The sequence below is a fragment of the Novosphingobium sp. KCTC 2891 genome, assembly GCF_025938155.1.
Classification (GTDB): domain Bacteria; phylum Pseudomonadota; class Alphaproteobacteria; order Sphingomonadales; family Sphingomonadaceae; genus Novosphingobium.
Genome location: NZ_JAPCZG010000002.1, coordinates 67,830 through 85,000, shown reverse-complemented (window position 1 = coordinate 85,000; position 17,171 = coordinate 67,830). Strand labels below are relative to the sequence as shown.

Annotated in this window: 19 protein-coding genes, 1 tRNA gene and 1 pseudogene; 9 read left to right on the top strand and 12 right to left on the bottom strand. The window is 63.6% G+C overall.

Annotated elements, in window-relative coordinates:
* Positions 1–40: 40 nt before the first annotated feature.
* Positions 41–784, bottom strand: coding sequence for a YebC/PmpR family DNA-binding transcriptional regulator (locus tag OLX02_RS04055; protein WP_264420460.1), 744 nt, complete (start codon positions 782–784; stop codon positions 41–43).
* Positions 785–984: 200 nt separating this feature from the next.
* Here OLX02_RS04055 and OLX02_RS04050 point away from each other — a divergent pair, with 200 nt between their 5' ends.
* The gene (locus tag OLX02_RS04050; protein WP_264420458.1) at positions 985–1,689 is read left to right on the top strand and encodes a type II CAAX prenyl endopeptidase Rce1 family protein; all 705 of its coding nucleotides are present in this window, start codon (positions 985–987) and stop codon (positions 1,687–1,689) included.
* An 11-nt stretch (positions 1,690–1,700) separates the two neighbouring features.
* On the opposite strand, the gene OLX02_RS04045 is transcribed toward OLX02_RS04050, so the two are convergent.
* The 6 genes from OLX02_RS04045 to OLX02_RS04020 all read right to left on the bottom strand — a co-directional run bounded on the left by OLX02_RS04045 (position 1,701) and on the right by OLX02_RS04020 (position 6,883).
* Entirely contained in the window at positions 1,701–2,195 is a 495-nt protein-coding gene (locus tag OLX02_RS04045) for an arsinothricin resistance N-acetyltransferase ArsN1 family B (protein WP_264420456.1), read from the bottom strand.
* Positions 2,192–3,514: a metal-dependent hydrolase family protein gene (locus tag OLX02_RS04040; RefSeq protein ID WP_264420455.1), complete on the bottom strand. Its 1,323-nt coding sequence runs from the start codon at positions 3,512–3,514 to the stop codon at positions 2,192–2,194. The genes OLX02_RS04045 and OLX02_RS04040 overlap by 4 nt, the downstream gene beginning before the upstream one ends.
* 61 nt (positions 3,515–3,575) lie before the next feature.
* On the bottom strand, positions 3,576–4,439 hold the full coding sequence (locus OLX02_RS04035; protein WP_264420453.1) for an SDR family oxidoreductase: 864 nt from the start codon (positions 4,437–4,439) through the stop codon (positions 3,576–3,578).
* Between the two features lie 91 nt (positions 4,440–4,530).
* Entirely contained in the window at positions 4,531–4,767 is a 237-nt protein-coding gene (locus OLX02_RS04030; protein WP_168851257.1) for a DUF2312 domain-containing protein, read from the bottom strand.
* A gap of 89 nt (positions 4,768–4,856) precedes the next feature.
* Positions 4,857–5,567: an RlmE family RNA methyltransferase gene (locus tag OLX02_RS04025; RefSeq protein WP_264420450.1), complete on the bottom strand. Its 711-nt coding sequence runs from the start codon at positions 5,565–5,567 to the stop codon at positions 4,857–4,859.
* Positions 5,564–6,883, bottom strand: coding sequence for a Ppx/GppA phosphatase family protein (locus OLX02_RS04020; RefSeq protein ID WP_264420448.1), 1,320 nt, complete (start codon positions 6,881–6,883; stop codon positions 5,564–5,566). The genes OLX02_RS04025 and OLX02_RS04020 overlap by 4 nt, the downstream gene beginning before the upstream one ends.
* Positions 6,884–7,043: 160 nt before the next feature.
* Here OLX02_RS04020 and OLX02_RS04015 point away from each other — a divergent pair.
* Positions 7,044–7,117 (top strand) — tRNA-Gln (locus tag OLX02_RS04015).
* Positions 7,118–7,274: 157 nt separating this feature from the next.
* Here the strand turns inward: OLX02_RS04015 and OLX02_RS04010 are convergent.
* Positions 7,275–7,874 (bottom strand): restriction endonuclease, encoded by a 600-nt coding sequence (locus tag OLX02_RS04010; RefSeq protein WP_264420446.1) that lies wholly within the window; start codon positions 7,872–7,874, stop codon positions 7,275–7,277.
* A gap of 401 nt (positions 7,875–8,275) precedes the next feature.
* Positions 8,276–9,565 (bottom strand): chloride channel protein, encoded by a 1,290-nt coding sequence (locus OLX02_RS04005; protein WP_264420444.1) that lies wholly within the window; start codon positions 9,563–9,565, stop codon positions 8,276–8,278.
* Between the two features lie 235 nt (positions 9,566–9,800).
* On the opposite strand from OLX02_RS04005, the gene OLX02_RS04000 reads away from it, so the two are divergent.
* On the top strand, positions 9,801–10,520 hold the full coding sequence (locus tag OLX02_RS04000) for a carbon-nitrogen hydrolase family protein (protein WP_264420442.1): 720 nt from the start codon (positions 9,801–9,803) through the stop codon (positions 10,518–10,520).
* A gap of 49 nt (positions 10,521–10,569) precedes the next feature.
* Here OLX02_RS04000 and OLX02_RS03995 read toward each other — a convergent pair whose 3' ends face one another.
* The gene (locus OLX02_RS03995; RefSeq protein ID WP_264420440.1) at positions 10,570–10,965 is read right to left on the bottom strand and encodes a GNAT family N-acetyltransferase; all 396 of its coding nucleotides are present in this window, start codon (positions 10,963–10,965) and stop codon (positions 10,570–10,572) included.
* A 210-nt stretch (positions 10,966–11,175) separates the two neighbouring features.
* The gene (locus tag OLX02_RS03990; RefSeq protein WP_264420439.1) at positions 11,176–11,475 is read right to left on the bottom strand and encodes a DUF1153 domain-containing protein; all 300 of its coding nucleotides are present in this window, start codon (positions 11,473–11,475) and stop codon (positions 11,176–11,178) included.
* Positions 11,476–11,921: 446 nt separating this feature from the next.
* Between OLX02_RS03990 and OLX02_RS03985 the strand changes: the two genes are divergently transcribed.
* The 3 genes from OLX02_RS03985 (at position 11,922) to OLX02_RS03975 (ending at position 13,509) form a co-directional block, all read left to right on the top strand.
* Entirely contained in the window at positions 11,922–12,329 is a 408-nt protein-coding gene (locus tag OLX02_RS03985) for a DUF4332 domain-containing protein (RefSeq protein ID WP_264420438.1), read from the top strand.
* 368 nt (positions 12,330–12,697) lie between these two features.
* The gene (gene mscL / locus OLX02_RS03980) at positions 12,698–13,123 is read left to right on the top strand and encodes a large conductance mechanosensitive channel protein MscL (protein WP_264420436.1); all 426 of its coding nucleotides are present in this window, start codon (positions 12,698–12,700) and stop codon (positions 13,121–13,123) included.
* A 26-nt stretch (positions 13,124–13,149) separates the two neighbouring features.
* A complete protein-coding gene (locus OLX02_RS03975; RefSeq protein ID WP_264420434.1) occupies positions 13,150–13,509 on the top strand; it encodes a hypothetical protein in 360 nt (119 codons plus the stop codon).
* 411 nt (positions 13,510–13,920) lie between these two features.
* Here OLX02_RS03975 and OLX02_RS03970 read toward each other — a convergent pair whose 3' ends face one another.
* Positions 13,921–14,232, bottom strand: a complete 312-nt coding sequence (locus OLX02_RS03970) for a hypothetical protein (protein ID WP_264420432.1) — start codon at positions 14,230–14,232, stop codon at positions 13,921–13,923.
* Between the two features lie 484 nt (positions 14,233–14,716).
* On the opposite strand from OLX02_RS03970, the pseudogene OLX02_RS03965 reads away from it, so the two are divergent.
* The 3 genes and pseudogenes from OLX02_RS03965 to OLX02_RS03955 all read left to right on the top strand — a co-directional run.
* Positions 14,717–15,160 (top strand): annotated as a pseudogene (locus OLX02_RS03965) (aquaporin); the annotation flags it as partial.
* A 268-nt stretch (positions 15,161–15,428) separates the two neighbouring features.
* A complete protein-coding gene (locus OLX02_RS03960; RefSeq protein ID WP_264420430.1) occupies positions 15,429–16,037 on the top strand; it encodes a hypothetical protein in 609 nt (202 codons plus the stop codon).
* A 217-nt stretch (positions 16,038–16,254) separates the two neighbouring features.
* The gene (locus OLX02_RS03955) at positions 16,255–16,860 is read left to right on the top strand and encodes a hypothetical protein (RefSeq protein WP_264420429.1); all 606 of its coding nucleotides are present in this window, start codon (positions 16,255–16,257) and stop codon (positions 16,858–16,860) included.
* Positions 16,861–17,171 lie beyond the last annotated feature (311 nt).

The window sequence follows — 17,171 nt, the reverse complement described above, 5'->3', positions numbered from 1 at the left end:
CCGCGCGAAGCCGGTCCGGGCAGCCCGTCATGGGGCAGGATCAGCCCAGCTTCTCCATCACCTCGTCGGGGATCTCGTAGTTCCCCCACACGGTCTGGACGTCGTCGTCGTCATCCAGCGTGTCGATCAGCTTCAGCAGGGTGGCGGCATCGTCGGCCGAAACCTCTGCCTTCAGGCTGGGCTTCCACGCCAGCTTGACGCCTTCGGCTTCGCCCAGCGTCTTTTCCAGTTCGCGCGCCACTTCGTGCAGCGATTCGATGGCGACCCAGATCGAGTGCGAATCCTCGTCCGATTCGACATCGTCGGCACCGGCCTCGATCGCGGCTTCCAGCACCTTTTCCTCGTCACCGACCTTGCCGGGATATTCGATCAGGCCCAGCCGTTCGAAGCCGTGGCTCACCGCGCCGCTCGCGCCCAGGTTGCCGCCGTTCTTGGCAAAGGCGGTGCGCACGTTGGTGGCGGTGCGGTTGCGGTTGTCGGTCAGCGCCTCGACGATGATCGCGACGCCGCCGGGGCCATAGCCCTCGTAGCGCACTTCTTCATAGTTCTCGCCGTCGCCCTTGCTCGCCTTGTCGACGGCGCGCTGGATGTTGTCCTTGGGCATCGACTGCGCCTTGGCCGCGTTGATCGCGGCGCGCAGGCGCGGGTTCATGTCCGGGTCGGGCATCCCCATCTTGGCCGCGACGGTGATTTCGCGGCTGAGCTTGGAGAACATCGCGGAGCGCTTCTTGTCCTGCGCACCCTTGCGATGCATGATGTTCTTGAATTTGGAATGGCCTGCCATCGGTCCGTGCTTCTTGTTCGCCGCCACGCGCGGGCGCGTGGGAAACGGTGGGTCGGTTGAAATCGGACGGGCCGTAGCCGAGACGAGCGATCCGGGCAATCTTTCGCAACCCGGTGCCGCGCGTTTGCTTCGGCGATGGCCCGAATGATTGCCCCCAGCGGTTGGCTGAGTGTTAACCCGTATCGCGCCATGAACGGGCGATGCCCGACGCCAAACCCTCTGCCCTGAGCGCCTTTTCCGCCTTTCTGCGCCGCCCCACGCTGATCGAGCCGGCCGGGTTAGGCTCGCCGGAAGCGCGCCGCCTGTGGGCGGGGATGGCCGCACTCCATCTGGGGGTGTTGCTGCTGGTGCTGCTGCCGTTCCTGCGCTTCTGGCAGCAGGCCTTCGGGCTGCCCGCGCCCGACGCCTATGGCAAGCTGCCCGCCATGGTGATCGTGCCGGTGGTGGTGCTGGCCGCGCCTGTGCTGGAGGAAGCCGTGTTCCGCGGCTGGCTGACCGGCCGCCCGCGTGCGCTGTGGCTGCTGTGCTGCGGCGCGGCGGTGGTCGTGCTGGGGCTCGCCGCCTCGCGCGGGCTGGACCAGGTGCTCACCAGCGTGCTGTTCCTCACGCTGCTCGTGGCCGCGCCGCTCGGCTGGTTCGTGCTGCGGCGGCGGAGCGTGCCGGGCGTGTTCCGCTCCGCTTTCCCGCTGGCCTTCTTCGGAAGCGCGCTGGTCTTCGCGCTGTCGCATCTGGCCAACTATCCACGCATCAGCCTGGCCGCCGTGCCGCTGGTGCTGCCGCAGCTGTGGACGGGGCTGACTGCGGGCTTCGTGCGGATGCGGATCGGACTGCCCGGCTCCATCCTGCTTCACGGCCTGTCGAACGCGGCGGCGCTCGGCCTCGCCGTGCTGGTATCGCTCCTGTAAGTGGGGCGCTGCTATAGCAGGCGCTGCCACCAGCCAACATCGCGCCAGGCGCCCAGCTTCCAGCCCACCTGCCGGTAGACCCCCACCGGCGAGAACCCCATCGCCTCGTGCAGCACCACGCTCGCGGGATTGGGCAGGGCGATTCCGGCGAAAGCGGCGTGAAAGCCCTTCTCGCGCAGGCGCGGCAGCAGACTGCCGTAGAGCGCGCGGCCCAGACCTCGTCCGGTGTGCTCCTCGGCAATGTAGATCGCCACGTCGCACGAACTGGCATAGGCGGCGCGGGTGCGGTGCGGGCTGGCATAGGCATAGCCCGCCACGTCGCAATCCACCTTCGCCACCAGCCACGCGTGGCTCTCGCCGTATTCCGCTATCCGTCGGGCCATTTCGTCCGCATCGGGCGCTTCCAGCTCGAAGCTGGTCCAGCTTTCCTCCACGTGCGGGCGATAGATCGCGGCGCAGGCCGCGGCATCCGCCGCTGTCGCGGGGCGGATCGCGCGCGTGGTCACGGTGCGGTCTTCACCACGTGCCCGCGCTTCATCACGAAATCGACGTGTTCCAGCCGGCTCACATCCGTCAGCGGGTCGCCGGATACGGCGATGATGTCGGCGGGCATTCCCGGCGCGATCCGGCCCACGCTGTCGCTGCGGCCCAGCAGATCGGCCGCGCCCGTCGTGGCGGCGACGATGGCCTGCATCGGAGTCATCCCGGCCTCGACCATCAGCGCGAATTCCTGCGCGTTCAGCCCGTGCCGGGAAACGCCGGTGTCGGTGCCGAACGCGATCTTGACGCCGGAGCGGATGGCCAGCTTGTGGCTTGCCTTCATCGCGGCGGCGGCCTGCTCGGCCTTGGCGATGCTGGCGGGGGGCAGCGCACCGGCGCGTGCCTGCGCCAGCGCGGCGACAGGGGCCATCATCGTCGGCACCAGCCAGGTGCCATGCGCGACCATCGCCTTGACCGTGGCGTCGTCCAGGAACGTGCCGTGCTCGATGCTGTCCACGCCCTGCGCCACCGCGGCCGAGGTCCCGGCGGCGGCATGGCTGTGCGCGGCGACCTTGCGGCCGAAGGAATGCGCGGTGTCGATCACCGCTTTCATTTCCTCGCTGGTCATCTGCTGGCCCAGCCCGCCGGCCACGTTCGACAGCACGCCCCCGGTCGCGGCGAACTTGATCACCTGCGCGCCCAGCCGGATCTGCTCGCGCACCGCGCGGCGGCAGTCATCGGCGCCGTTGCACACGTTGTTGTAATCGTGGGGGTGAAATGCGTCGAAGCTTTCCTCGTTCACGCCGTTGTTGTCGCCATGCCCGCCCGAGACCGAGATCATCTCGCCCGCGTTGACGATGGTCGGCCCTTCCACGTCGCCCCTCTCCACCGCATCGCGCAGCGCGCGGATGCCGCGCGGCGGCCCGCCCAGATCGCGCACGGTGGTAAAGCCCGCCTCGACGGTCTCCTTCGCGTGCTCTGCGGCGATGAAGGCGGCGTCCTCGCGGTCGCGCGTGGTTGCCTCCAGGCGCGCTTTCATCGGGTCGCCATCGGCAAACAGGTGCACGTGCAGGTCGGTCAGCCCCGGCAGCACGAAGCGGTCACCCAGTTCCACCACTTTCGCGCCTGCGGGCGCGGGCAGGGTGCCGTCGCGCACTTCGCTCACCTTGCCGTCAGTGACGACGATGGTCGAAGGCCCGCGGGGTGCCTTGCCCGGTTGGTCGAGCAGGTGCGCGGCGTGGATGTAGGTCACCTGAGGGGCCGTGGCGGCGCCGGAAGGCGCGGGCTGCGCCAGCGCGCTGGTGGACATCAGCGCAAGCGCCGCCGTGGCCAGAATACGGTGCATCGGCAAAAATCTCCCCTGTCGTTGCAGCGGAGACTAATGCCGGCGGGCGGCGCGTAAACCCCTATCCGTTGACGATTGTGCCGCCGTTCGGGTGCAGCACTTGCCCGGACATGTAGGACGAATCCTCGCAGGCCAGGAAAAGGAACGCCGGTGCCACTTCGTTCGGCTGGCCGGGGCGTCCCATCGGCGTATCCTCGCCGAAGTGGTCCAGCTTTTCGGGGCTGGCGCCTCCGCTGGGATTGAGCGGCGTCCAGATCGGGCCGGGCGCCACCGCGTTCACGCGGATGCCGTCCGCGACCAGGCTTTCGGATAGCGAGCGCGTGAAGGCGGTGATCGCGCCCTTGGTGCTCGAATAGTCGAGCAGTTCCTTCGATCCCCGGTACGTCGTGATCGAGGTGCAGTTCACGATCGCCGCCCCCGCGTGAAGATGTTCGCGCGCGGCCTGGACCAGATAGAACATCGCGAAGATATTGGTCTGGAAGGTACGCTGCAATTGCGCCGGGGTGATGTCGCGGATGTCCTTGTCGGGGTGCTGCTCGCCGGCGTTGTTCACCAGCACGTCGATCCGGCCCCATTCGCCCATCGTCAGGTCGACCAGTGCACGAGCCACTTCGGGATCGCCCAGATCACCGGAAAAGGTGAGCGCCTCGGCGCCCTCGGCCTCGCACAGTTCACGCGTGCGCCGCGCGTCGTCGTCCTCGCAAAGGTAGGCGATGGCGATTTTCGCTCCCTCGCGCGCGAAAAGCACGGCCACGGCGCGGCCGATGCCGCTGTCGGCGCCCGTCACGATCGCCACCTTGCCTTTCAGCCGCCCCGACCCCGGATAGCGGGGCTGCCATTGAGGCTTGGGATCAAGGGTGGATTCGCTGCCCGGCAGGCCGTCCTCGTGGATCGGCGGGCGGATGTCGGCGGGATGGGAGGCCATGTCGGTTGTCCCCTGCAAAGTTCACGCAGGGTCCAACCGGCAGGGCAGAAGGCAGTTCCGCTCGCAGCGCGCCGGCTGCGGCGAAGCGCGCTCAGTCGATGCCGAGCGCGTTCTTGTAGGTTTCCAGCACGGCTTCCATCTCGCGGCGGTCGTCGGGCTTCATCTTCCGCAGGCGGACGATCTGACGCATGATCTTGGCGTCATAGCCGGTGGACTTGGCTTCGCTGTAGACGTCCTTGATGTCGTCGCCGATGCCCTTCTTTTCTTCTTCGAGGCGTTCGATACGCTCGATCAGAAGGCGCAGGCGGTCGTCGGCGGAATCGGCCATCGGGATTACTCCGGGTGAGGCGGTGAATCAGGAAGCGCGGCCTTTAGGGCCAGCAAGCCGATTCGCGCAAAAACCCGCCTGTGGAAATGTCAGGAGTCGTCCCCGTTGTCGTCGGCGCCCTCCGCCGCTTTCGGTTCCGCGCGACCTTTGAACCCCTGCGCGATGACGTACCATTCCGACGAATCCTTGCGGCTCGCGGGCGGCTTGGCGTGCTTCACCGTGCGGAAATTCTTCTTCAGGATCTGGAGCAGTTCCGTGTCCGTGCCGCCGGCAAAGACCTTGGCGACGAAGGCCCCGCCCGGCGCCAGCGTGTTCACCGCAAAGTCCACCGCCGTCTCCACCAGTCCCATCGTGCGCAAGTGGTCGGTCTGCTTGTGGCCCACGGTATTGGCGGCCATGTCCGACAGCACCAGGTCGGGCGGCCCGTCGAGAGCGCCTTCCAGCGCGGCCGGCGCCTCGTCGGCCATGAAGTCCATCTCGAAGATCGTCACGCCGTCGATCGGCTCGGTCGGCAGCAGGTCGATGCCCACTACCCTGGCCTGGGGCGCCTTCTTGCGCACCACCTGGCTCCACCCGCCCGGCGCGATGCCAAGATCGACCACCCGCTGGGCGCCGCGCAGCAGGCCGAATTTCTCGTCCAGCTCGCTCAGCTTGAAGGCGGCGCGGCTGCGCCAGCCTTCGGCCTTGGCCTGCTTGACGTATGGGTCGTTGATCTGGCGCGAAAGCCAGCGGACAGAGGATTGCGTGCGCCCCTTGCCGGTTTTCAGGCGCTCGCCGGGATCGCGTCCGGAACGGCTCACTTTTGCCCCACTTTCCGTAAGTTGCGCAGCGCGTCGCGGCTGCGTTCTGCTTCCACCCCGGCAGCCATCAGGCTGCGCAGGATGCCCTCGCGGATGCCCCGGTCGGCAATGCCGAGCCGGTCCGAAGGCCATATGTCGAAAATCGATTCCAGGATCGCGCAGCCCGCCACGACCAGGTCCGCGCGCTCGCGGCCGATGCACGGAACCGCGATCCGTTCGGTGTGCGAAAGCCCGGCCAGCCGCTGGCTGATGGCGCGCATCGATGCGGTCGGCACGATCAGGCCGTCCACCGCGCGCCGGTCATATTGGGGCAGTTCCAGATGCAGGCTGGCCAGCGTCGTCACCGTGCCGCTGGTGCCCAGCAGGCGGATCGCGCCGCGCTCCACGGCGCGTGCGCGTTCCTCGTCGATCCGCTCGGAGAACGAGGCGAAACCTTCGTCCACGCGGCGGCGCATCTCGGCATAGGCGGCGGCGCGCGCCTCGGCGCTGTCGGCGATATCGCCCACGCTTTCGGTTAGCGAGACGACGCCCCACGGCACCGATTGCCAGTCGACGATGCGCGGCACCGTGTCGGCCGTATCGACCAGCACCATCTCGGTCGATCCGCCGCCGATGTCGAAGATCATCGCCGGGCCTTCGCCGTGCTCCAGCAGGATGTGGCAGCCCAGCACCGCCAGCCGCGCTTCTTCCTGCGCGGTGATGATGTTCAGGCGGATGCCGGTTTCGCGGTACACGCGCTCGATGAACTCGGCGCCGTTGGTCGCGCGGCGACAGGCCTCGGTCGCCACAGAGCGGGCGAGGTGGACGTTGCGCTTCTTCAGCTTGTCGGCGCAGACGTGCAGCGCGGCCAGCGCGCGGTCCATCGCCGCGTCGGACAGCCGGCCCGATTGCGCCAGCCCTTCGCCCAGCCGCACCACGCGGCTGAAAGCATCGACCACCACGAAGTTCTCGCCCGAAGGCCGCGCGATCAGCAACCGGCAGTTGTTGGTGCCAAGGTCGATCGCGGCATAGGCCTGGCGGTGGAACGGGGCGGGCTTCTGCCAGCCTTGCGGTTTCGGCGCGGGCGCCGGAGTGGACGCCTGCGGTGACGTGGAAGCCTGCGATGACGTGGACGTGGCTGCGGGTGAAGGCGCGGACGCGGGTACGGGCGCGGGCGGTGAAACGGTCCCGGATTGAGGGCGCGGGTTGCCCTTGGTTGCACCGGCGGACTTCGGCGGGGTCATCGTTCCGGCGGCTTGGCGCGATCGGGGCCGCTGGCCCTTCTTCCTGCCGGTACGCTGCCCCTGCCCCTTCGCCGGCGGATCGAAGTCCGCCATGATTACGTATCGCTTTTATGTTCTCCCGCGCGGATGATACCGGCGGGTACTTGAGCACCATGGTAGCGATGCGATGTGCAGGGGGCAAGGCACCCCGCACGAAAGGTCGAGAGACCCGCTTGACTCGCCCTCGGCAGGCGTCTAGGTGCGCGCCTCCGATTGCCCCGTCGTCTAATGGTAAGACTACGGATTCTGATTCCGTCTATCGAGGTTCGAATCCTCGCGGGGCATCCACTTTCTGCATAATAATCAGAGACTTACCGATGTTCGCGGTAAGGTAGCGATGCCCCGTGATTACCGTGGATTCCTCGCGATTTTCATGGGGTTACGGCCTGTCCATGCGACATAGATGCGACATGGCGAAGCACCACGACTCCCGAGTCGCAGATCTCTAAATCACAGGCGTAAAGCGTGCTGGATCGGGGGCGAGCCCACCCCAATCGGCCAGCCCAGTCTCGACAGCTGCCAGTGCTTCGACCTGATGCGGGCGGAGCTGCTTGGGGGCCGCTAACTTGACTTCTTCGCGCTGGAACCATGCGCTCCAGTCGATCGGGCTGGCCTCCAGGCGTTCCAGACCGATGGTGGTGATGTTGAGATCGTCGAGCAGCGCCTCGGCGTTCGAACTCCACGGTGCTCCGGTCGTCTCGATGATCAGCCCGCGCGCGAAGTGCTTCTGCTGGGACGAACTGAGGAAGCTATCGATGTCCTTCTTCTGGATGTGGTAGCCTTCGGCGTAGAACTTGCACTGCACCGCACAGAACGCATCCTCGCCGCGGATCTTGGCGACGGCGTCGATCCCGATGTCGGAAGCAGTCAGTCCATGAGCCTTGGCCCAGTCGCCGAACATCCAGGCGCCTTCATACTCCTGCGTCATGCCAGGGTCGTTCTTGAGGAACGCCACGGCCAGCCGCTCGAAGTAGGTTCCCTTTTCACGCTCCGTGCGAGAAGAGTCGCGGAATTGCGCGAGAAGCGTGCGAAGCGGCGTGGACATCAGACCCCCATTCAAGTGCCGTGCACCCTATAGCGCTTGCGATGCAGGTCAAAGGGGGGCGGTTTCATATTGATGAAATCGAATGATTTTGAGAAACTTATTCAGGTCGGTGGCGACGTGGGGAAGCGCTTGACATCAGTGCTGGCGCCATGCTGTGTCATCGAACGCAAGCAGGCACACCTGCCTCCCCATCGGCGCTATCGGAATATCCCTTCGATTCCGGGAGCCCGGCGGATAGGCGGCATCCGGGTCACTTGCAGCTTCCTATTCTAGGACATCCATGTCGTGCAGGGCGTGCGCGTGCGCTGGCAGTCGGGACTCCGAAGCAACAACGGCAAGCGCGCGTTCGACAGCGCTTCCAATACCCCGCTGGCTGGCTATGCGGCCGGCCCAGAAGGAGGTTACGTCTCTTGCGTGGCCTTGGAATAAAATTGGCTCGAAAGCGCGTGATAGAGCTTGGGCTGACAGATCGCCGCGCTGACTGCATCTGCGATCAACGCCGTTGCGAACAGCGGCAGGACCATGGTCCGGTCCGCAGTCATCTCCATCATGATGATGACCGCCGTCATGGGCGCGCGCACCACACCCGTGAAATATCCAACCATGCCCAGCAACACGATTGCGCCTGCGGGGCTGTTCGGAAAGGCGGTCGAGATCAACTGGCCGAGGCCGGCTCCCACCGACAGCGAGGGCGCGAATATGCCGCCCGGCGCACCGCTCAGCGCCGTCGCCAACGTCGCGACAAACTTCGCCGGACCAAAGATGAGCGATGCGCTGTGCCCCTCCAGAAGCGTCTTGGTGGTTTCGTAGCCGGTGCCCCAGCTCAACCCGTTCATGGACCAGCCGGTCAGCGCAACGACCAAGCCGCACAATGCCGCCAGCACGACCGGACGGGACCGGAGACGCATCAGCCAAGGCGCGTCCGGCCGCGTCATGGCGATCAGGCTGCGTGAGAAGAGCCCGCCCAAAATGCCGCCGAGAACCCCAGCCAGAGGCGCAGCCACGAACATGACATGGAGCGGCAGGGCCCCATCCATGGCACCGAAATAGACGTAGTCCCCCGCCAGCCCCAGACTGACCAGGCCCGAAATCATCACCGCGGCCATGACCATGACCGCGACCTTCTGCTCGAAGGCCGCCGCCAGTTCCTCGATCGCAAAGGCGACGCCTGCAAGCGGTGTGTTGAAGGCTGCGGCGACGCCCGCAGCACCGCCGGCAATGATCACGCCCGCCGTGACCGGCACGCGCAACCAGCGATGGACCGCGACCATGAGCGCAGCGCTGATCTGCACCGTCGGCCCTTCGCGGCCCACTGAACCGCCTGCCATCAGCATGGCGACGGTGCCGATCAGCTTGGCCCATGCGGTTTTCAGCGACAGCAAATCCCCCGTCGCCTGCCGCTCGGGATTGTGGGTGGCGGCCATGACCTGAGGAATGCCCGATCCGCGCGCCGCCGGGAAGGAGCGCCGCGTGACATGAACCACAGCGGCAAAAACGGCGGGCGTGATGACGAACGGCGCATACGGCGAGATCGTCACGAGCGTCAGGAACAGCTTCTGCGCCATCTCGCCAATCCGGGCAAATGCGATGGCCGCCAACCCCAGCGCAACTGCACCGACCACGGCGGCCATGCGATTGTGAACAGCAGCAATATGCTTGCCGGTCAGCCGGTTGCGAAGTTGGTTGGGCATCCCTGCGCCTTAGGCTTCGACGGGCAAACCGCGCAAGAGCACGTCAGGCAACGTGACTCTCAAGGGTCGACTATCGGAATGTCCCTTCGATTCCGGGAGCCCGGCGGATAGGCAGCATCCGGGTCAATGATGTCTTGTGCAGTAGGACATGTGGACGTCAGCGCGATTGGCGGTGCCGGCTTCCCGCTCCACGTTCCCTTTCGGGAAAGGCTGATTGAGGGGTAATCTGTCGGTCATGCGTATCGCTGTCGTTCAATGCTCCAACATCTCAGATAACGCGCACCGTGCCGGTGACGCGATCGTGCAACGACTCCGATGGGCGGACGAGCAAGGCGTCAGTCTCACCCTCTTCCCAGAGGCTTACCTACTCGGTCACTCCTACGACCCAGAGACGATCAACTCGCGCGCTAGCCTAGCCGCCTCGGCGATCGATTCCTTGTGTAAGCGGGTGGCGGCATTTCACTCGGTGCTAGTGGTTGGAGCATTCGACATTGTTGACGGACAGATCTTCAACAGCGCGATCATCATCGAAGCAGGTCGGGTTGTGGGCCGATATGCCAAGGCGCACCCGAACGAGCCGGGGGTGATCGCCGGCGGCGACTTCCCCACGTTCCTGCGGTCGGGTTTCCGGTATGGTGTGAACATCTGCAACGACGCCAACCACCCCGGCCCGGCGCAGCGCATCGCCGACCAGGCAGCGCGAGTAATCCTCTATCCTTTGAACAATATGCTCCCTTTGGCGACGGCCGATCGCTGGCGGGAGAAGAGTCTGGCAAACCTGATCGACCGCGCGCGCCAAACGGGCTGTTGGGTGGCATCGTCCGACGTGACCGGCACGTCAGGCAATCTTGTGAGCTATGGATGCACCGCGATCGTGACCCCGGAGGGCAGCGTTGTCGCTCGCGTGCCGGAGTTGCAGGAGGGGGCGGCGGTTTATGAAGTGCCGTCCCGCTAGGCTGGGCAGTCCTTCCCAAGCCACCACCCCATCGGGAAAGGCATTTCGGTCAGAATAGGTGGGCAAGGTCCGGCCAACCATATGCTACCTCGTGCAAGGTCGCATCGCCTTTCGCGACTTCCTTCTCGAAGATGATCGCGCCGCCCAACCCCTTATAGAAGCCGCGCGCTCCCACATTCTCGCGCAGCACCCAGAGGCTCGCACCCGGCATCAGCCGTGCCGCCAGATCGTGTGCCATCAGGCTCATGAGAGCGCGACCCACGCCAGCCCCTTGTTGCGAGCGAAGGATGTAGATCGCGCCGATCTCACCTGCGAAGCCGCGCTCTCGCAGCGCATCGTCACGCTGGTCGCCACACGCCCCGAAGCCCATCTCACCCGTGTTCTCCGCGACATATACCCTTGTGCTGTTCAGGCTGGCGGGGGCGTCAAGAACGGCAGCCCACATCTCGACCAGGCACCGGCCGACCTGCGCTTCCGCCTGATCTACTCAGGCATCGCCCGCCCAGGGACGTCGAACTGCACGTGGCTGAAGGAGCGCTGTAATTTTATGGCCTAGAAATCGCGGCCCTCGTTGCACTCGCAAGACAGAACCGATGCAGCCCAATGATCACATTCCCGAGGCGCTAAGAATAGACCTGGGACGATTCGGACGGCTTCAATACTTAAGCTGCCGCTTATGCAAGTCACGGTAGTGCTGCAAACGGGTAACTCTCAGGCCTTGCATGCCGGAACGGTCCACTGCCCGCTCCCAGGCGACGTATTCTTCAAGCGTGAGGCTATATCGTTCACACGCCTCTTCAATTGTTAGAAGTCCGCCTTTAACCGCCGCGACCACTTCCGCCTTGCGGCGCACCACCCATCGTCGCGTCTCGCCAGGAGGGAGGCTTTCGAGTGTCAGCGGCTCGCCCAAGGGACCGATCACCGACGTGGGGCGGATTCTCTGGTTCTCTAGCATGTGACGCATTGTCTATGCCGAAAGTTAATAATCGGCTAAACTAATGATCTCAGCCTTCGCCTACCGTGATGCAAAAAGGGGCAACGCCTGCCGATTCTTACCGTCGCTGTGCGGAAGCGACGTCGCGGCCATATATCCATAGCCTATACATTTCGTGTATCGCGTCAAGCGCCTGTTCCACCGGAATTTCTGCACCCCGCGGACAGATACGTCCGCCTTCTTGGGCCTGACCGTTGGTCACCTCGCATGTGCGCCGTGGCCGCGCCAACAGGATACGCCACAGGTTGCGTTCAACAGCAGAGGCCGCCTGTGGGATGGCAACGCTATCTCGTCCAGCACGAATACCCAGAGCAACGACCGCATCATCTTGTGATGGGTTTTGAACAATGCCATCCTTCGGACGCCACCCATGCACTGCGGTGTGATTCCAAGCGGGAGGAGCCGGAATGAGCTACAAAATCATTGAGATTGAAGGCATCGGCGCAAAATATGCGGAGCGCTTGCAGGCGGCGGGAGTTTTTTCCACCAACGATCTGTTGAACGCATGTGGCAGTCGCACGGGACGCGACGCAACCGCAGAGAAAACAGGTTTCTCGGCCAGCCAGCTCCTAAAATGGACCAACATGGCTGATCTGATGCGGATATCTGGGGTCGGCGAAGAATATTCCGAATTGCTCGAAGCGGCAGGCGTCGACACGGTTAAGGAACTTGCAGCCCGCAATGCGGAAAATCTTGCGACAAAGATGAAGGAAGTCAATGAGACCAAGGGCCTGACCCGCGCTCTCCCAGGGGTCTCGCAAGTGCAGAAGTGGGTCGATCAAGCAAAGAATCTCGCCCCAGCGATCAGTTACTAACGGCGCATAAGAATCAACTAATTCACCCATCTCCCAGCGATCTTTGATCTTGAGGTCTCCGGGATTTCTTTGATCTTTTTCAAAATATGGTCAGAGAGGAGTGGGTTTGAAGTCGCATTTAATGATCTTCAATAGTGGACCTGCGCCACTACCATGATTGGCTTTATTCCTCATGATTACAGCGGATGCCAAGGAGGGGGTCAGGCAGTGCGCTGACCATGGCCGATCCCACGCACCCGCAACCTGATCGCATGTTCTTTTCGACAGTTCGGGAGCACGGCCGGGGGCGACTGGTGACACAAAGCGTCGTGCCTTGACATGGGCCCTTTTTCGTCCAGCTTGCTGCGGGAATAACGGGAGATATGCCCATGCTGAGTGAGTTCAAAGCGTTCATCGCGAAGGGAAATGTTCTCGACCTTGCCGTCGCGGTGATCATCGGGGCTGCGTTTGGCAAGATCGTTTCCAGCCTGACCGATGACATCATCATGCCGGTCGTAGGTGCGATCTTCGGCGGACTGGATTTTTCCAGCAAGTTCGTAGTTCTGGGGGGAATCCCGGCAAGCTACCATGGGGCGCTGACTGACTACGCCGCATTGAAGGCAGCTGGCGTCCCGCTTCTGGGATGGGGCGCATTCGTAACAGTCCTGCTCAACTTTCTCATTCTTGCGTTCATTATTTTCCTGATGGTCCGCGTTGCCAACAGGTTGATGCCCAAAGCTCCCGAAGCCGCTGCCGGGCCGAGTGAAACCCAGCTGCTGACGGAAATTCGCGACGAGCTGCGCCGGAAGGCTTAGGCACTGTAAACAATCAGGAGTCCGATATGAGCATGTTTGATGGAATCCTTGGGCAAGTCGGTAGCAACTTCGACATTGCCAATCTTGCGGCCAAAGTAGGGATTGATCCTGCGCTTGCGGAGAAAGCGGTGGCAGCCTTGGGTGTGGCACACCCTCAGCCCGGCGACACTGTAACGACGGCTGCCGCATCGACAGGCATCGACAGCGGCACCCTGACGCAAATCGTGGGTCACCTTGGCGGCGAAGGAAGCCTGGGACAATTCGCCCAGTTAATGCAGGACCACCCGGAAGCCAGTGGTTTTCTGAGCAAGCTCGACCAGGACGGCGACGGAAATCCGCTGAACGACGTGATGGGCATGGCGAAGAATCTCTTCAGCAAGACCTGATCGCCATCAGAGCCTGCCGGCGCTTTACCGACCTGGCGATTCGTGGATCGCCAGGTCGCGGGGGCCGTCAATCAGTTGGTGGCCTTGCACCTCATTTTACGCCTCGAACATTCATTCTGTCGCCAGACGCCGTATAGTGGCCGCTTGCAGTAGACTGCCCAATGCCACCGATAGCTTTAAACTCATTGTATGTCATTCCTGGCACCGCACCGATCGCCTTCGTAGGATCAGAATGGGGTGCTGCGAAAACGAGACCCCGACTACCGGAGCAATCGGGGTCTCGTGGAAACGACGTGGCTTGTTTCCACGCATGGCGCTGACGTCCAGCAGCTCTGTCGTCAAGGGTTTCCCACAGCAGCCTGCGATGCAACTGCGGAACAGTAACCCGATCGCAACTCCCCTCTGCGCGGATCAGCACTTTTTAAAGCGGCCCTTCGCGTCGCGGCAAGGAGCCTGCTTCGGACCTGCCGCCGTTGCCGTCTTGGCAGTGGGCGTTGCAGTAGCGGCCACCTTGGGGGCAGCTGCGCATTTCACGAACCTGCCCTTGGCATTCTTACACGGGACAGCCTTAGGCGCGGCAACTGCTGCAGTCGGCTTCGCAGCAGCTGCGGGCGGGCACTTGATAAACTTCCCCTTGCTGTCCTTGCATGCCGCCGCATTGGCAGACAAGGGTAGCGAAATGGCAGAAAGGGCGAGCAAGGCGAACGCGAACTTCTGGCGCATGATATGATCCTCCATGGCAGACACTGCCGCCATGCAAATTGCGCCAATCGAATTATGCGCCGCGTGACGCTCTGGTTACCTTATGGTCATATTTGACATCCGTGACTGACTGCGTTCGGGCAAGGTGCTGGCGGTAGTCATAAGCGATCCGCCCCCGGTGCAGGGCTGTAAGTCGGTTGCGCTCGGGGCACTGCGCTAACCGCCGCCGACAGCTTCGAACTGCCGCACCCTGGCAGCGGGATTAAATGAGGGCAGAATCTGAACGAGTTTCAAAGACAAGCTCCTTCGCATTCGGCAGCCGCATCGCTGGCAGACTGAAGGCGCTTGAAAACCGACGGATTTGGTGAGAGGACTGCTGCGCCCCCTCCATCAGGACGCTTCAGCCCCGCCGAGCGAACCCTCGGTGGGGCTGTTTTTCGCGGTTACGCCGCGTCCGAGTGGAAGGCAGCTTCCAACTCAGACTTGTGGAAATACATGCGCCGTCCCTTACTGGATCGCACAAGCGTTTGGCGCCATCTTCGCCGCATTCACGCTCTATCTGGTCGCCAGCGGCAAGGCCGGTTTTGCCGGCAGCGTCGCCAGCAACGGTGTCGGCGAGCATTCACCGGGCGGATACAGTCTGCAATCCGGCATGGTCATCGAAGTGCTGCTGACTGGTTTCTTCCTGATCGTCATCATGGGCGCGACCGACCGACGCGCGCCTGTCGGCTTTGCACCGATCGCGATCGGCCTGTGCCTGACTCTGATTCACCTCATTTCAATCCCCGTCACCAACACGTCGGTTAACCCAGCACGCAGCACCGGGCCGGCACTCGTCGAAGGCGGCATTGCCCTGCACCAGCTATGGATCTTCTGGGTGGCACCACTGGTCGGCGGTGTTCTGGGCGGCCTGATCTACCGCACGCTGATCGCCGGCGAGGAGGAGTAACACGGGGTTCTTGCGGCGTTGCCGCGCGCAGCCACCAATTCGCCAAGAAAGCACCATCTTGCGATCGAGGATTGACCGGCTGGTGTCGCTGTGAGCCCGGCAGGTCCGCCCAACGAGCGTCCGGTATGGGCAACGACTCTCGTTTTAATTGAAAACTTATCATGTGGGCCGCGCGCGAACATTCTGCTCCGACGGAGACTTTCCCACCCGCATCCAAGCGTCGACCGCGTCATAACAACCTCATCGACAACGAATGAGGTTCACATCGATGCCCCACGTATTCATGGTGACCAGCGCGGCCCTGCCCACGCCGGTGATAATCGTCGCCCGCGACAGCGACGAGGCACTGCGCAACTTCTGGATCTGGCGCGAATGCAGCGCGGGGAAATTGGGCACCATGTCCGCCATCGTTACCCGGTTCACCGCCGACGACCTTGCACGGGTGCCACAACTCGCTGACGCTGCACGGTCTGGCATGGCCGGTATCGCACGCTGGGTCGGTCACCGTGAGGGCTGGATTGTGACAACACCGGACGATGATGAACCAGCCGGCCAGGTTGCTCCCCCTAAGACGGAGATCAGCTGTTTCGTCTTCTCGCACGCGGATGACGGGACGCTGCATGTGTTCGCCGAGACCATGGAGCGCGCGATTGCGACCCTGCACCTCTACAACCTCGATCAGAACGGGTGGGACGCGGACTACGACGATGTGGTCGAATTGTCGCCCTGGCTGCTCACTGGCTCGATGGTGACGCTGCGCGAGGAAATGTTCGACGGCATAACCGGCGTAGGCATGCGTTGCGAGGACGGCTTCTGGCGCATCTTCCCCGCCGACTACACACCGCCGCTGCGGAAGCGCGATGGGAGTGTGCGGTGACGGATATGGGTGAGTGGGGCGCTATGCCCTGCCCATGACAGTGCGCGATAAGCTCGCGGGCTCGGTCGAGGTTTGCACCACCTGCGGGGCATCCAGGCTGCTCGCTGATCACCGCGCAGTCGGCTGATTTTGTTTCGCTTTCGGCCCACTCCCTGCCCGCATCCAGCGCACCGATGCGTCATGGTGACCTGACCGACAACGACGAGGCCCGGCACACATGGCACAAGTATTCATCGCCACCACAAACGAAGCGCGAGACCCAGTGACCTTGGTCGCGCGGCATGTGGAGGAGGCGTTCCGGCTGCTCTATCGCTGGCGCGAGGCGCATGATCCCCGCGCAGTCGGCACGGACGCCATGCTCGTGCATCTCACCGATAGGGACATCGCGGATCAGTCCCAGCTCGCTGAGCTTGCGCGGTCAGGTTGCGTCGGCTTGGCGTGGTGGACCGGCGAGCGTGAAGGCTGGGTCTTGGGAGTGCCGGATGGCGAGGCCCTCGGTGACATCGCACCGCCGTCCCCCGCGGTTCGCTGCTTCGTATTCACTACCATGGAGCCGGGTGGGACGTATGTTGTCGCCGAGACGTTGGAGCAGGGGATCGAGATGCTCAACGCCCACAGTCAGCGCCTGAATGGGTGGGACGCGCGCTATGGGGAGGTCGTCGAGCTGTCAGTCTGGCTGCTCTACGGGACGCTGATCACGCTGCGCGTCGAGATGTTTGCGGGCAAGACCGGCGTCGCGCGAGAATGCGAGGACGGGTTCTTCCGCATCGCACCTGCGGACTGCATGTTGCCGGTCGGCAAGTTGGATGAGAATGGCAACTAGCCAGAGCATTCCTTGGCCCTCCGCGCGACAAGCCACAATCTGTGGCATGCCACACGGATGCCCGCGCCGTGGCTGCGCTGGATGTAATCCGGTGTGGTCGGCGGGCTCTTGTTTTCGCCGAGGTCATCCTGATAGTCAGAAGTCTGCGCGCACACCGAAGGATATTTTCATCAAGATCTTTTGAACGCCGCGAGCAGTGCTTTATGAAGTGTGTATCTCTTGCCCAGCCACGCCGCGCAGCGGCTGGATGCGAGAAGAATTTAATTCTTCTTACACTCGGCGTGGACGTGTTTTGTAGGCGGTAAAGTGGC